This window comes from Mesorhizobium sp. M0590, assembly GCF_040320905.1.
Lineage (GTDB): Bacteria > Pseudomonadota > Alphaproteobacteria > Rhizobiales > Rhizobiaceae > Mesorhizobium.
This window is the reverse complement of sequence record NZ_JAMYQN010000001.1, coordinates 627598-640483: the sequence shown is the minus strand read 5'-3', so window position 1 is coordinate 640483 and position 12886 is coordinate 627598. Positions and strand designations below refer to the sequence as shown.

The window sequence follows — 12886 nt, the reverse complement described above, 5'->3', positions numbered from 1 at the left end:
TACTGCCCTATTTCCTTATTGCCCTACTCCCTTAAGCGGCCAGATCGCGCAGCACGTATTGCAGGATGCCGCCATTCTTGAAGTAGTCGAGCTCGTCCAGCGTATCGATGCGGCAGATGATCGGAACCTCTTTGACGCTGCCGTCGCCGTAGGTGATCCTGGCGATCATCTTCTGCCGCGGCTTGATGTTGCTCAGTCCGTCGATCTCGACCAGTTCGTCGCCCTTGAGGTTGAGCGAGGCCCATGAGGTGCCTTCCTCGAAGACGAAGGGGATCACGCCCATGCCGACCAAATTGGAGCGGTGGATGCGCTCGAAGGACTGGGCGATGACCGCGCGGACGCCCAACAAATTGGTGCCCTTGGCCGCCCAGTCACGCGACGAGCCGTTGCCATATTCGACGCCGGCGAAGATAACCAGCGGCACGCCTTCCTTCTTGTAGCGCATCGCGGCGTCGTAGATCGATTCCTCTTCTTTCGAGGGATAATGGATGGTGTAGCCGCCCTCGCGGCCGTTCTCGCCCAGCATATGGTTGCGGATGCGGATATTGGCGAAGGTGCCGCGCATCATTACCTCATGATTGCCGCGGCGTGTGCCGTACTGGTTGAAATCGGCGACGCCGACGCCGTGGTCGGTGAGATACTTGCCGGCCGGCGAGGCCGCCTTGATCGAACCGGCCGGCGAAATGTGGTCGGTGGTGATCTTGTCGCCGAACAGGCCGAGCACACGCGCGCCCTTGATATCGCCGATCTTGCCGAAGCCTGACTTCATGCCGGCGAAATAGGGTGGGTTCTGCACATAGGTCGAATTGTCGTCCCAGGCATAGGTCTGGCCTTCCGGCGCCTTGACATTCTGCCAGTACTCGTCGCCCTTGAAGACGTCGGCATACTTGCGGGCGAACAATTCGCGCGTGACGTTCTTCTCGATGAATTCCTGGATCTCGACCGAACTTGGCCAGATGTCTTTGAGATAGACCGGACTGCCGTTGCGATCGTCGCCGAGCGGCTCGGTGGTCAGATCTTTGGTCACGGTCCCGGCCAGCGCGTGGGCGACGACCAGCGGCGGCGAGGCGAGATAGTTCGCCTGCACGTCGGGCGAGACGCGGCCTTCGAAATTGCGGTTGCCGGACAAGACTGCCGCAGCAATCAAGCCCTTATCGTTGATGGTCTTGGAGATCGGCGCCGGCAACGGGCCGGAATTGCCGATGCAGGTGGTGCAGCCGAAGCCGACCAGGTTGAAGCCGATCTGGTCGAGCTCCTTCTGCAGGCCGGATTTCTCGAGATATTCGGCGACGACCTGGCTGCCCGGCGCCAATGAGGTCTTGACCCACGGCTTCTGCTTGAGGCCGAGCCGGTTGGCGTTGCGCGCCAACAGCCCGGCGCCGATCAGCACGCTCGGGTTCGAGGTGTTGGTGCAGGAGGTGATGGCGGCGATGACCACATCGCCATGGCCAAGATCGTAGTCCGTGCTCTCGACGGCATAGCGCTTGTCGATTTCGGCGGCCTTCCTGTATTCGGTCTCCATGGCCTTGGCGAAGCCGGCCGGAATGTCTTCAAGTGCGACCCGGCCTTCAGGCCGCTTCGGGCCGGCCATCGACGGGACGACACTGCCGAGATCGAGCTCCAGCAGGTCGGTGAAGATCGGATCGGCAGAGCCGGCATCGCGCCACAAGCCTTGCGCCTTCGAATAAGCCTCGACCAGGGCGATGCGGCTTTCGTCGCGACCGGACATTGTGAGATAGCGGATGGTTTCGCTGTCGACCGGGAAGAAGCCGCAGGTGGCGCCATATTCTGGCGCCATGTTGCCGATGGTGGCGCGATCGGCCAGCGTCATGTTGGACAGGCCCGGCCCGAAGAATTCGACGAACTTGCCGACGACGCCCTTCTTGCGCAGCATCTGCGTGACGGTGAGCACCAGGTCGGTGGCGGTCACGCCTTCCCTCAACCTGCCGGTGAGGTGAAAGCCGATGACTTCCGGCAGCAGCATGGAGACCGGCTGGCCGAGCATCGCGGCCTCCGCCTCGATACCGCCGACGCCCCAGCCGAGCACGCCAAGGCCGTTGATCATCGTGGTGTGCGAATCGGTGCCGACGCAGGTGTCGGGATAAGCGGTGGTCTCGCCATCTTCGCTGTTGGTCCACACGACCTGGCCGAGATACTCAAGATTGACCTGATGGCAGATGCCGGTGCCGGGCGGCACGACGCGGAAATTGCGGAACGCCTGCTGGCCCCATTTCAGGAATTTGTAGCGTTCCTCGTTGCGCTCATATTCAAGCTCGACATTGCGGGCGAAAGCCAGTGGCGTGCCGAATTCGTCGACGATGACCGAGTGGTCGATGACTAGATCGACCGGCACCAGCGGATTGATCTTTTGCGGGTCGCCGCCGAGCGAGGCCATGGCGTCGCGCATGGCGGCAAGGTCGACCACGGCTGGAACGCCGGTGAAATCCTGCATCAGCACGCGAGCCGGGCGATAGGCGATCTCGACGCCGGCGGTGCCCCGGTCAGTCAGCCAGCCGGCGACCGCCTGGATGCTCTCCTTGGTGACGGAACGGCCGTCCTCGTTGCGCAGCAGATTCTCCAGCAGCACCTTCATCGAATAGGGCAATTGGGCGATGCCGGTGAGGCCGTTCTTTTCGGCCTCGACAAGGTCATAGTAGATGTACTCGGCGCCGCCGGCGGTCAGCGTGCGGCGGCAATTGAAGCTGTCGAGTGATTTGGACACGTGCGATCCCTAACTGTCGGTTGCCGGAAGGGAACGGACGCCAGTGGGCATGCAAATCACGCGCAAAGGTGCGGGTACGGCCATTTCCGCTATCCGTTCCCAAGCGTCCGGGCCGTTCAAGGCGGCACGCGCGCTGGTTCGGCGCAAATTCGGTTCCCGTGCCGACCGCTGGCACGGATGATGCGGATATAGAGAATTTTCTGGAATAGTTCTAGACACGGATTCGCCATTTTTGCTGCGGCGCACCGAAGCCGCACCTGAACTTTCGGCGAAGGGGGACGGATGCGGCTGATCGCCGAAAATCTGGGCGGCGAACGCGGCGGCGAGACGGTATTTTCCGGCATCGAATTCGCGCTGGGGGATGGCCAGGCGCTGGTCGTCACCGGGCCGAACGGCGCCGGCAAATCGACGCTGCTCAGGATCGTCGCCGGACTGTTGCCAGTGGCGGCAGGCCGTGTGCGGTTCGAAGGTGGTGGCGAGGACTTTCCGTCGGCCGCCTCGGCCTGTCACTATCTCGGCCACCTCAACGCGATGAAGACGGCGCTGAGCGTTACGGAAAACCTGTGCTTCTGGCGCGATTTTTCGGGCGCCGGTTCCGCGGGTGTTGAAGAGGCGCTGGAAACCGTCGGGCTGGGCGGCATCGGCCATCTGCCGTTCGGCTATCTCTCGACCGGGCAACGCCGCCGCGCGGCGATTGCAAAACTGCTGGTAAGCCACCGGCCATTGTGGCTGCTCGATGAGCCGACGGCAGGACTGGACAAGGCTTCGGAGGAGAGATTCGGCGAATTGATGGGGAAACACCTCGAGAGTGGGGGGATCGTGGTTGCGGCGACGCATTTGCCGCTTGGGATCGAGGGAAAGGAATTGAGGATGACCGGCTGATGTTGGCATTCCTTCACGCCCCCCTCTGTCCTGACAGCCAATCTCCCCCCTTGAGGGGGAGATGTCCGGCAGGACAGAGGGGGGTGCCCAGGCGAAAGCATCTCACATCATGCTAGCCCTCTTCCTGCGCGACATCCGCCTGAGTATCCGCGCCGGCGGCGGGGCGCTTACCGGCGTGATTTTCTTTCTCGCCGTTATCGCGACCATCCCCTTCGGCGTCGGTCCCGAGCTGAAGCTGCTGGCCCGCATCGGCCCGGCGATCCTGTGGATCGCCGCCTTGCTGGCCTGCCTGCTCGGCCTCGACCGGCTGTTCCAGGCCGACCGCGAGGACGGCTCGCTCGATCTTCTGGTGCTTGGCAACGACCGGCACATGCTGGCCTTGACCGTTCTGACGAAATGCCTGGCGCATTGGGCGGGAAGCGTGCTGCCGCTGGTCATCGCCGCTCCCTTGCTCGGCCTGTTCATGAACATGGAACCGGCCGGCATCGGCGCCACGGCGTTGACGCTTCTGGTAGGCACGCCGGCGATCACCTTCATCGGTGCTGCCGGTGCAGCGGTGGCAGTGGCGTTGCCGCGTGGCGGGCTGCTCATCTCGGTGCTCGTGCTGCCGCTGACCATTCCCGTGCTGATCTTCGGCGTATCGGCAAGCTATGGCGCGGTGGCGGACCCCGATCCATTCCTGCAGCCCTTCCTCATTCTTGCCGCGCTGACCTTGTTTCTTGCCGTGCTCGGCCCTGTGGCGGCGGCGCTGGCGCTGCGGCACGGAACGGATTGATGTGTTGGCTTCAGCTCATGCCTGCGGCGCGGCGAACAATTGCGGAGCCGATGGCGCAGCGTTAAGAGAAGACATGTTGGAACGGCGTGAGACGGACCGGTTGGAAAGCGCCGCGGAGCGAAAAGCATGAGCGTACATGCGCTTTATGTCACCGCCGCCTATGCGATCACGGCCGTGGCGCTGGGCGGGCTGATCGGCTGGATTCTGCTCGACCAGCGCGGCCGCAAGCGAGAGCTTGCCGAGCTGGAGGCATCCGGCGTGCGCCGGCGCTCCGATAAGGCAGTAAAATCATGAGCACGGAAGCCCAAACACCGGCGCGCCGCCGCCTGATCGTGCTGCTGCCGCTGCTGGTCTTTCTCGGGCTGGCGGGATTGTTCCTGGCGCAGCTTTTGTCCGGGCGCGACGTGTCGGAAGTGCCGTCAGCGCTGATCGGCCTGCCGGCGCCGCAGACCAACCTGCCGGCGCTCGAAGGCACCAATTTGCCGGGCCTCGATTCAAAACAGTTCGCCGGCAAGGTGACGCTGGTCAACGTCTTCGCGTCCTGGTGCGCGCCGTGCCGCGAAGAGCATCCGGTGCTGCTGGCGCTGTCGCAGGACAGACGCTTCGTCATGGCGGCGCTGAACTACAAGGACCAGCCGGAAAACGCCCGTCGGTTCCTTGGCGATCTCGGCAACCCATTCCAGGCGATCGGCGTCGACCAGGCCGGACGCATGGCGATCGACTGGGGTGTCTACGGCGTGCCGGAGACCTTCGTCATCGGCAAGGATGGCAAGATCGCCTATAAGCATGTAGGGCCGCTGACGCCTGACTCGGCGCGGACGCTGCTGTTACCCGAAATCGAGAAGGCGCTGGCCATGCCGGGCTGATGGCCCGCCGTTTCGTCATGCTAGGGTCTTTGCTCCGCTTTGCGTCGCTACGCCCAAGGATGACGAACGTGATAGGTCGACCACGTGATAGGTCGACCGAAGACTCAGCCGTAGATCTGCTTGTGGATCTGGTAGAGCATTTCGCTGCGGTCGGCGCGCATGTCGGCGAGGTCACGGCTGCTGAAGCTGTCGATTTCGGCGACGAGGCGGTTGTAATGCCGGCGCTTGGCGATGCTGGCGCGAGCGCGGCTCATAAGGCTGTCGATGATCATAGCGAGTTTCCTTTTTGCGCCGCGTTTCGCGGCCAGTTGTTCCTCCCTTGATCGATACGGAGCATGACATAGTTATGGTGCATTGCAAAAATAAGATGTTGCAATGCACCATTGCGCTGGGCGCATAGCCGGTTAACGGGATGTGACCTGCCGTCCGGGCCAGCATTCGCTTCCATAATGCTTCTGACGCATCATCGATCTTGCCATATCGATCGTGGGCTGGCTTGATCGCGCCTTGCCAAGCGACTGCTACCGGGAGGAACCATGGCCAGCGAATTCTACGAAGTTCTCGATCCGCGCTTTTCGCGGCTGTTCAACGGCAATGCACAGGTCGACAGGCTGTTTACCGGCTGCCGATGGGCGGAAGGACCGGCCTGGTTCGCGGCCGGGCGCTATGTGGTCTGGTCCGACATCCCGAACAATCGCATGCTGCGTTACGACGAGACCGACGGCAGCGTCAGCGGGTTCCGTCAGCCGTCCGGCAATTCCAACGGCAACACGGTCGACCGGCAAGGCCGGCTGGTTACTTGCGAGCATTCCGGCCGCCGCGTCAGCCGCACCGAGCATGACGGGTCGGTAGTCACCATCGCCGACAAATGGCGCGGCAAGCGGCTGAACTCGCCCAATGACGCCGTGGTCAAGTCCGACGGCTCGATCTGGTTCACCGACCCGAGCTACGGCATCGATACCGATTACGAGGGCGACAAGGCCGAAAGCGAGATCGGCGCCTGCCATGTCTACCGGGTCGATCCCGGCACCGGCGAGACCGAGGCGGTGATCACCGACATGGTCAGGCCCAACGGGCTCGCCTTCTCGGTTGACGAGAGCAAGCTCTATGTCGCCGACACTGGCCGCACGCATGGTGCCCAAAACCCGGCGCACATCCGGGTGTTCAATGTCGACCAGGGCGGCAAGACGGTCTCAGGCGAAAAGGTCTTTGCCGACTGCACCGCCGGCCTGTTCGACGGTTTCAGGCTGGATGCGGACGGCCGCATCTGGACCAGTGCCGCCGACGGGGTCCATTGCTACGATCCGGACGGGACGCTGATCGGCAAGGTCAAGGTACCGGAAGTCGTTGCTAATTGCGTGTTCGGCGGCAACAAGCTGAACTGCCTCTACATCGCCGGCACCACATCGCTCTATATGGTCCGGCTTATGGTCAACGGCGCCAAAACCTACTGAGCGGCCGCCAAGCATATCCAAGGGAGGGAACCATGCCATTCGTGAATATCCGCCTGGTCAAGGAGGTGATTGCCGACGACCCGGCCGGCAAAAAGGCCGCGATCGCCGCCCAGGTGACGGCGGCCATCACCGGCGCCACCGGCCTGACCAACAATGATGTCTGGATAGTCTTCGAGGAGGTCGCTGCACGCGACTGGTTCGTCGGCGAGACCGACGTCGAGACGCGGAGGGGCAAGGGGTAGTTCCCGGCACAGATTGGCCGCAGCTCCTAGCGTCGTCATCCCAGGGCGGAGCAGGAGCGAAGCTCCGTCGCGGAGACCCTGGGATGACGAAAGCACGGTCCGGCGTTCACCGCGAGCGGATGAACTCCGCGAAGGCGGATAGGGCATCGCGCATCGTCAGCCGGTTTTCCGGCTGCGATAAGATATCCTCCACCTCCAGCAGCTTCTTGCCGAGCAGCGCTATTTCGAGCGCTGCTTCCTCATGGAGCGCAAAAGACATTGTCCGCATGATCTCGACCAGTGCGGCACGGGCAAACAGCGAGCGCGGCGAGGCGTGGACCAGCGTGGCCGGCTTGCCAACGGCGGCATCGCGCGACACCAGCCAGTCAAGCGCGTTCTTCAGGCCGCCTGGCACACCGTGGGCATATTCCGGGCAGGAGACGATGACGCCGTCTGCGGCGGTGACCGCATCGATCAGCACTGCTGCTTGCGGCGGCGTCCGCTCGCCTTCGTCGTCGGGGTTGAAAATCGGCAGCCGGCCAAGCTCATCGTAGACGGAGACGTGACAGTCCGGCGGCGCGTTTTGCGCGAGTGCCGCGAGCAGGGCCGAATTGGTCGAGGCGGCGCGCAGGCTGCCGGAGATGGCGAGGATGTTGAGCAAAGGAATGGAGACCGGCTTGGGCGATTCGTTGCCGATCACGCTACCACATGGTCTCCCTGTATTCCTCGTCCAGCCAGCGGTCGGTCGCCTCGGCCGAATCGGCGAGCGCCAACTGGTCGCGCAGGATCTGGCCGAGCGTCGGCAGCGTCGCGCGGTCGTACCAGCTCTCCGGCTTCCACAATTCGGAGCGCATGAAGGCCTTGGCGCAATGCATGTAGGCGGCCTTGACCGTCACCACGACGACGCTTTGCGGTGCCTTGCCGTCGACCGCCAGCCGCTCACGCAATGCCGCATCGACGGTGATGCGGGCATCGCCATTGACACGCAGCGTTTCGTTCATGCCGGGAATGAGGAAGAGCAGCCCGATCGAGGGATTGAGAAGGATGTTCTCCAGCGTGTCGAGCCGGTTGTTGCCGGGACGGTCGGGGATGGCGATGGTCTTCTCGTCGAGCACTGTTACGAAGCCCGGCCTGTCGCCCTTGGGCGTCACATCGGCATTGCCGGCGCCGTCGGACGAGCCGATCAGCACGAAAGGGCTCTTGCCGATGAAGGAACGGCAGTGGCCGTCCAATGCCTTCAGTTCCTTGCGGATCGAGCCGTCAGTCGGCCGAGGCGTCTTGTAGATCGTCCTCAACTCGTCGCGTGTGGTGATGAATTCCATGCCCCTCTCCTCTTATTCTGACGCAATTCCCTAGGGAAAGCGCTACGCGCTTTTCCCGGGAAAACCGCTACACACTTTCCTGGAATTGCTCTATTTGCCGGCCTTCTCTTCCTTGCCGGTCTTGTCCTCGAGCGAATGGCGCAGGATCAACGGCATTTGGCTTAACGTGAAGACAAGGGTAATGGGAATCGTGCCCCAGACCTTGAAATAAAGCCAGGCTTCCTCAGAAAAGTTGCGCCACACGACCTCGTTCAGCGCAGCCAGAAAAAGGAAGAAGAGCCCCCATCGGAAAGTGAGCTTGCGCCAGCCTTCGGCGTCGAGATTGAAGGCGGAATCAAAGACATAGCCCAACAGCGATCTGCCAAACGCCAACCCGCCAAGCAACGTGATGCCGAACAGGCTGTTGATGATTGTCGGCTTCATGAAAGCGAAGGTCTTGTCCTGCAGCCACAGCGCCAGCGCGCCAAACACAAACACCACGATGGCCGAGACCAATGGCATGATCGGCCAGCTGCGCGTCAAAATCCACGAAACGCTGAGCGATAGCGCCGTCGCCACCATAAAGAACGCTGTGGCAATCAGGATAGGCTCGCCGATATGGCCGAGGATCGGAAACTTCCCGACAAGCCACGCGCCGCGGATGGTGGTGAAAAAGAACACCAGGCCAGGCCCGAGTTCGAGCAGGAATTTCAGGCCGGGGTTCAATGCCTTGCGGCGCGGATCGGACAGGTCGCGTTCGAGGATGGGTGGGCTCATAGGGTCCTTCTTACGCATGATTCAATCCAAAAAGCCTGCAACTTTTTGGGATCATGCTCGTCAAGCCACGCCAGCGATCGCCCTGGCGAATTCGCTTGCGGAAAAGGGTTCGAGGTCGTCGACCTGTTCGCCGACGCCGATGAAATAGACCGGCAATTTGTGCTTTGCCGCGATCGCCACCAGAATACCGCCGCGCGCCGTGCCGTCCAGCTTGGTCATCACCAGGCCGTTGACGCCGGCGACATTGCAGAAGATCTCGACCTGGTTGAGCGCATTCTGGCCGGTGGTGGCATCGACCGTCTGCAGCACGGTGTGCGGCGCTTCCGGATCGAGCTTGCCCAGCACCCGGACGATCTTTTCCAGTTCCGCCATTAGTTCGGTCTTGTTCTGCAGCCGCCCGGCGGTGTCGATGATCAGCACGTCGGAGCCGGCCTCCTTCGCGCGCTCGAATGCATCGTAGGCGAGGCCGGCGGCATCGGCGCCGAGCTTCGAGGCAATGACCGGCGAGTTGGTACGCTCGCCCCAGATCTTCAGCTGCTCGATCGCGGCTGCGCGAAAGGTGTCGCCGGCGGCGAGCATCACCGAGAGGCCGCCATCGGTGAGCTTTGCGGCGAGCTTGCCGATGGTCGTGGTCTTCCCGGTGCCGTTGACGCCGACCACCAGGATGACATGCGGCTTGTGGCTGAGGTCGAGCTCCAACGGCATGGCGACGTGGGTCAGCACTTTCTCAACCTCGGCCGCCATGATGGCCCGGACTTCGGTGTCGGAGACGTCCTTGCCGTAGCGGCTGGCGGAGAGCGCGTCGGTAACGCGCAAAGCCGTCTCCATGCCGAGATCGGCGCGGATCAGCACATCCTCCAGGTCCTGCAGCGTGTCCTCGTCAAGTTTCCGCTTGGTGAAGACGCCGGCGATGTTGCCCGACAACTCCTTGGAAGAGCGGGCAAGCCCGTCTCGCATGCGCTGGAACCAGGAACGCCTCGGCGCCGGTTCGGGCGCCTTCTGCGGCTCGGCTTTCTGCTCGACCTTCTTGGTTACGGTGACTTTGCCGGGGGCGGGCTTTGGCTCCGGCGATGGTTGCGGAACGGCTTCTGGCTCGGGCTTTACCTCCCCCTCGATGGGAGGGTGGGGCGCCGGCACGACCTCCGGTTCGGGCGCGATCTCGGTCAAGATCGGTTTCGTCTCGGCCGGCGCTGGCTGGCGGATCGGGGGCGGTATTTCGGCGGGAGGGACTTCGCGCGCTGGCGCTGCTGAGGGAGCCTCGGTGGGCACTACCGGCACTTCGACGGGTGCAGGTTCTGGCTGGGAGGGGACGATTTCTGGCTGCTGCGGCTCGGCCCGGATCTCCTCCGGTTCCTCAGCAGGCGTTTCCGGCTCGGGTGGAATGGTCGGCGGCGGCTCAGGCTTCTGCGATTCCGGCGCCGGTTGGGGTGCCGGAGGCAACTCTGGTTCGACTGGCGGTGGAGGTACGGCTTCGACTTCGGGTCGCGACTCGTCGCGTTTCAAAAACTCCGGAACGGCTTGCTCGGCGGCCGGCTTCAGCGCCTCCAGCGCGTCCCATTTGATCGGCGGCAGCGGCGCGGCCTCGTCGGGCCGCTCCTCGACGACTTCCTTCTTGCCGAACGAAAATATCTTCTTGAAAAACCCAGCCATGTCTTGCGCTCTCAGGCGGCGCGGGCGGCAAGCGGCGCGGCGATCAGTCGGATACCGTCATGGCCGGCGATATCAGCCTCGACGATGTCGCCCGGAGCGCCGGCAGAGACCGCGGCCAGCGTAAACCCTTCGGTGCGGCCAAGGCCGTCACGCTCGACCAGGATCGACTGATGCGTTCCAGCGAGCGAGGCAAGATGGCGGCGATAGGCGGCCTCGCCGGCGGCGCGCAGGCGTGCCGCGCGTTGCTTGACGACGTCGCGGCGGAGCTGCGGCATGCGCGCGGCGGGCGTGCCCTGGCGCGGCGAAAACGGAAAGACGTGGAGATGCGTCAGGCCGCATTCCTCGACGATCTCCAGCGAGTTTTCGAACATGGCGTCCGTCTCGGTCGGGAAGCCGGCGATGATGTCGGCGCCGAAAACAATGCTGGGGCGCAGTTTGCGCACATCCTCGCAAAAGCGGATCGACTGGTCGCGGCTGTGCCGGCGCTTCATCCGCTTCAGGATCATGTCGTCACCCGATTGCAGCGACAGATGCAGATGCGGCATCAGCCTCGGCTCGGTGGCGATGGCGTCCAGCAGATCGTCGTCGGCTTCGATCGAGTCGATGGAGGAAAGCCGCAGGCGTTTCACGTCTGGCACCTGCTTCAGGATGGTTTTGACCAATTTGCCGAGCTTCGGTGCGCCCGGCAGATCGGCGCCAAAACTGGTCATATCGACACCGGTCAGCACGATCTCGGCATAACCATTGCCGACGAGTCGCTTGATCTGCTCGACCACGGCGCCCATCGGCACCGAGCGCGAATTGCCGCGACCGTAGGGAATGATGCAGAAGGTGCAGCGGTGGTCGCAGCCGTTCTGCACCTGGACAAAAGCGCGCGCCCGGCCCTCGATGGCGTCGACCATGTGGGCGGCCGTCTCGCGCACCGAAAAGATATCGTTGACGCGCGCCTTCTCAGTGTCGTTGACGCCGAAATCCGGCAGCGCGCGATAGGAATGCGCCTTCAGCTTTTCCTCATTGCCGAGGACGAGATCGACCTCGTCCATGGCGACGAAATCCTGCGGGCCGGTCTGCGCGGCGCAGCCGGTAACGATGATGCGGGCAGCCGGGTTCTCACGGCGGGCTTTTCTGATCGACTGCTTGGCCTGGCGTACAGCCTCGCCGGTGACGGCGCAGGTGTTGAAGATGATGGCACCGCCTTCGAGCCCGCCGAGGCCCGCACTTTCGGCTTCACGCCGCATCACCTCGGATTCATAGGTGTTCAGCCGGCAGCCGAAGGTGACGACCTCGATACCCTTGTTGCCAAGAGGAGCCATCAGGCGGCGCTTTCGGTGTCGCGCGCCCACGCCCCGGTCGACGGATCGAAGCTGCCGGAAAATTCCCATTCGGCGGCACCGGTCAGGATGACGTGGTCGTCGTCGCGCCACAAAACATGCAGCGAGCCGCCGCCGGGCGTCATCAGCGTGACGCCGCGGCCGGTACGCCGGGTGCGGGACGCGGCGACCACAGCGGCGCAAGCAGCCGTGCCGCAGGCCTTGGTCAGGCCGGCGCCGCGCTCCCAGGTGCGGATGACCATGGTCTCCGGCGAGGTCACCTGCGCGATGGTGATGTTGGCGCGCTCGGGGAAGATCGGATGGTTTTCGAGCAGCGGGCCGAAGCGCTCGAGCTCGTACGACCAGACGTCGCGGTCGACCCAGAAGATGGCGTGCGGATTGCCCATCGAGACGACCGACGGCGAATGCAGCACCGGGGCATCGATCGGGCCGATCTGCAGCTCGATCATGCGGGTGTCGCGGAATTCCTCGGCCAGCGGGATGTCCTGCCAGCCAAAGCGCGGCCTGCCCATGTCGACCGAGATCATTCCGTCGGCATGTTCCTCGGCATTGAGGATGCCGGCGACTGTTTCAAAGGCAAATGTCTTCTGGCCGGTCTCGGCGGCGAGCGCCTGGACGACACAACGCATGCCGTTGCCGCAGGCTTGCGCCCTGGTTCCGTCGGAATTCAAGATGTCGATGAAAAAGGCGGTGCCCGGCGTCCTGGGGTCGTGGATCGCCATGATCTGGTCGAACCTGGTCGCCGCATCGGCATTAAGCGCGACGGCTGCCGCAGGCGTCACGCGATCGGCACGGCCACGCATATCGGCAACGATGATTTCGTTGCCGATGCCGTTCATCTTGGCGAAAGGGGCCGCGCTTGCCATCGATCGAAAGGTCTCTTGCCGGTTTGGCGCCTATATGGCGG

Annotated in this window: 14 protein-coding genes; 6 read left to right on the top strand and 8 right to left on the bottom strand. The window is 63.4% G+C overall.

The window, feature by feature from the left end; translation table 11 throughout:
- Window positions 1-31: 31 nt before the first annotated feature.
- Window positions 32-2722, bottom strand: a complete 2691-nt coding sequence (gene acnA, locus NKI52_RS03210; RefSeq protein ID WP_352696999.1) for an aconitate hydratase AcnA — start codon at window positions 2720-2722, stop codon at window positions 32-34.
- Between the two features lie 282 nt (window positions 2723-3004).
- On the opposite strand from acnA, the gene ccmA reads away from it, so the two are divergent.
- The 4 genes from ccmA to NKI52_RS03190 all read left to right on the top strand — a co-directional run bounded on the left by ccmA (window position 3005) and on the right by NKI52_RS03190 (window position 5245).
- A complete protein-coding gene (ccmA, locus tag NKI52_RS03205; protein ID WP_352456349.1) occupies window positions 3005-3604 on the top strand; it encodes a heme ABC exporter ATP-binding protein CcmA in 600 nt (199 codons plus the stop codon).
- Window positions 3605-3713: 109 nt separating this feature from the next.
- Window positions 3714-4379, top strand: coding sequence for a heme exporter protein CcmB (gene ccmB / locus NKI52_RS03200; RefSeq protein ID WP_023679814.1), 666 nt, complete (start codon window positions 3714-3716; stop codon window positions 4377-4379).
- Between the two features lie 126 nt (window positions 4380-4505).
- Window positions 4506-4673 (top strand): heme exporter protein CcmD, encoded by a 168-nt coding sequence (gene ccmD, locus NKI52_RS03195; RefSeq protein ID WP_023679813.1) that lies wholly within the window; start codon window positions 4506-4508, stop codon window positions 4671-4673.
- Window positions 4670-5245, top strand: a complete 576-nt coding sequence (locus tag NKI52_RS03190; RefSeq protein ID WP_352696997.1) for a DsbE family thiol:disulfide interchange protein — start codon at window positions 4670-4672, stop codon at window positions 5243-5245. The genes ccmD and NKI52_RS03190 overlap by 4 nt, the downstream gene beginning before the upstream one ends.
- Before the next feature lie 104 nt (window positions 5246-5349).
- Here NKI52_RS03190 and NKI52_RS03185 read toward each other — a convergent pair whose 3' ends face one another.
- Window positions 5350-5517, bottom strand: a complete 168-nt coding sequence (locus NKI52_RS03185; protein WP_023679811.1) for a hypothetical protein — start codon at window positions 5515-5517, stop codon at window positions 5350-5352.
- A gap of 264 nt (window positions 5518-5781) precedes the next feature.
- Between NKI52_RS03185 and NKI52_RS03180 the strand changes: the two genes are divergently transcribed.
- Window positions 5782-6699 (top strand): SMP-30/gluconolactonase/LRE family protein, encoded by a 918-nt coding sequence (locus tag NKI52_RS03180; protein WP_352680602.1) that lies wholly within the window; start codon window positions 5782-5784, stop codon window positions 6697-6699.
- A 32-nt stretch (window positions 6700-6731) separates the two neighbouring features.
- Window positions 6732-6941: a tautomerase family protein gene (locus NKI52_RS03175; protein ID WP_352696995.1), complete on the top strand. Its 210-nt coding sequence runs from the start codon at window positions 6732-6734 to the stop codon at window positions 6939-6941.
- Between the two features lie 106 nt (window positions 6942-7047).
- Here NKI52_RS03175 and NKI52_RS03170 read toward each other — a convergent pair whose 3' ends face one another.
- The 6 genes from NKI52_RS03170 to dapF form a co-directional block, all read right to left on the bottom strand.
- The gene (locus NKI52_RS03170; protein ID WP_352697082.1) at window positions 7048-7581 is read right to left on the bottom strand and encodes an NADPH-dependent FMN reductase; all 534 of its coding nucleotides are present in this window, start codon (window positions 7579-7581) and stop codon (window positions 7048-7050) included.
- 40 nt (window positions 7582-7621) lie between these two features.
- Window positions 7622-8242: a pyridoxamine 5'-phosphate oxidase family protein gene (locus tag NKI52_RS03165; RefSeq protein ID WP_352456344.1), complete on the bottom strand. Its 621-nt coding sequence runs from the start codon at window positions 8240-8242 to the stop codon at window positions 7622-7624.
- Window positions 8243-8332: 90 nt separating this feature from the next.
- A complete protein-coding gene (locus NKI52_RS03160) occupies window positions 8333-8998 on the bottom strand; it encodes a septation protein A (protein WP_023679806.1) in 666 nt (221 codons plus the stop codon).
- 60 nt (window positions 8999-9058) lie between these two features.
- Window positions 9059-10648 carry a signal recognition particle-docking protein FtsY gene (ftsY, locus tag NKI52_RS03155; protein WP_352696994.1) on the bottom strand — a complete coding sequence of 530 codons (1590 nt, stop codon included), beginning with the start codon at window positions 10646-10648 and terminating at the stop codon, window positions 9059-9061.
- 11 nt (window positions 10649-10659) lie between these two features.
- Window positions 10660-11961: a tRNA (N(6)-L-threonylcarbamoyladenosine(37)-C(2))-methylthiotransferase MtaB gene (gene mtaB / locus NKI52_RS03150; RefSeq protein ID WP_352696992.1), complete on the bottom strand. Its 1302-nt coding sequence runs from the start codon at window positions 11959-11961 to the stop codon at window positions 10660-10662.
- Window positions 11961-12845: a diaminopimelate epimerase gene (gene dapF / locus NKI52_RS03145; protein WP_352620347.1), complete on the bottom strand. Its 885-nt coding sequence runs from the start codon at window positions 12843-12845 to the stop codon at window positions 11961-11963. The genes mtaB and dapF overlap by 1 nt, the downstream gene beginning before the upstream one ends.
- Between the last annotated feature and the right edge of the window lie 41 nt (window positions 12846-12886).